Here is a 1,773-nt window from a genome sequence, read left to right as displayed (position 1 = left end):
AAAAACGCCTTTCGTAACAGCTATCAAGCAGTCAAAAACCAATCTCTCAGCCTGACAAACAAGATTGTCAAAAAAGCAGGCGACATCCGTCTCCCCCAGGTTTTACAACCGGAATTCGCGGGAATAGGGAAAGTGGAAACGACTGTCAGTGATGTAGTCAAGAGTGCTAAAGATACGATGATGAAGGCTGTTGGTAGAGAAGGCGGCGGGAGTGCTACTGGTCGTAGGCTTACTGAGGAAGCGAGTAATTCTATTAGGGGATCTAGTGGTGCTGGTAAAAGTATTTCGAAAGAACACTATAAAGCCCTAAGAAAGAAAACACCTAGTCCCAAAATAAGAAAAAAAGTAAACCCAGAAGGTCCAAAATTCGATCCAGTTTATGGATATGAAGTTAAGAAGTTTGAAGCGGATCATATTGTGTCTATGAAGGAAATAACCGAGATGGATGGATTTAGCCAATTATCTAAGGAAAAACAAATTGAAGTTCTGAATTTAGAAGATAATTTTGTTGGGCTTGGAAAATCTACGAATGCCTCTAAAGGAGCTCATAGTTGGTCAGATTGGGTTGGCCATTCTAAGTATGGGGAAGTTCCAGAAAATATAAGACAGCATATGTTAAAATTAGAAGAACAAGCTAGAAAAGCTTTGAGAAAAGCTATAGAAGAGAGGTTGAAGTAATTGAAAAGGTTTGAAAAGGAAATAAACGGCAAGCTTATAGTGGTAAATGCTGAAAAAGAGCTAAGACCTCAAATTGAAAGTTTATTTTTAATTTTAGAAAATATCGATGAAGAAAAATTAACCGATGATTTCTCAATACAAATTGGATGGTCTATTTTTTATCTTATCAAGAAAAATGATGAATATATACTTCAATCTCCTGATTACTCTAAAAATCCATTTAAGGATATTACACAGGACTTAACGCTTGCATTATGGGTACAATTAGAGCAGTCACATTTTTTAAGAAAGTTAAATATTGAAGGTGAAACAACAAAATTTAGCGATAAAGTTATTGCTGCTAAAAATGTATTACAGCAAGAAAACATTTATTTACAAAGAACGAGTGATGTTGAGAAAGGGGATTCCGGTTGGTATATTGGTCCTGTTAATGATGCTGATGATACTGATGAATTAGAAGCCTTTTACGCTTACCAACTATTAAAAATTAGACCATCACTTATTCAAGTTTTAGGCTTACCGTATAATTATATGGTTGTTTTTAGGAATGATAAAATAAAAGCAGTATTAGATGAGAATGATGAAAGTTTAGAATTTGGTTAAAGATAAATTATGTAAAAAGATACTGAGGGTTATGTGATATGATCCCTTTATAGTAGATAGAAAAGAGAAATCAAACTAATCTGTCTTCTATAGAGGGATTTTTCTATGTTTTTATTGGGAAATAAGAAAAAATAGCAAATCGAACAACTACAAAAGATGAATACAAAAGATATCAATAGGATGAGAGATTTCTCAAAAGAAGAAATATTAAAAGGTAAAAAACAAAATATAAGAGAAAAACTATCATAGGATACCATACTTATAGTGCAATGAATTATCCTCATATAGTAAATAGTGGAGAACAAATTTATCCAGTAACCTCTAAAGAGCATTTAAAGGGGTGGCGTGGCGATAGTTTTTTAATAATGCACCAGGAAAACCAGTTAATCTTAACTATCTAGTGCCCCTTCAAGCAACTTTGATCTTGTTTTGCTCACGTAATATTTTTTCAAGACGTTTATTTTTGTTTCTCCAGCGAAGATAATTTTGAAT

At 33.3% G+C, this 1,773-nt stretch carries 1 protein-coding gene and 1 pseudogene; both read left to right on the top strand.

From position 1 onward, the window contains the following. Positions 1–678 (top strand): annotated as a pseudogene (locus JOD45_RS16365) (hypothetical protein); the annotation flags it as partial. Then, positions 679–1,281, top strand: coding sequence for an immunity protein Imm33 domain-containing protein (locus tag JOD45_RS16360; protein ID WP_205004930.1), 603 nt, complete (start codon positions 679–681; stop codon positions 1,279–1,281). Positions 1,282–1,773 lie beyond the last annotated feature (492 nt).

It is taken from the genome of Scopulibacillus daqui (assembly GCF_016908855.1).
Taxonomy (GTDB): Bacteria; Bacillota; Bacilli; order Bacillales; family Sporolactobacillaceae; genus Scopulibacillus_A; species Scopulibacillus_A daqui.
This window is presented reverse-complemented; position numbering and strand designations above follow the sequence as displayed.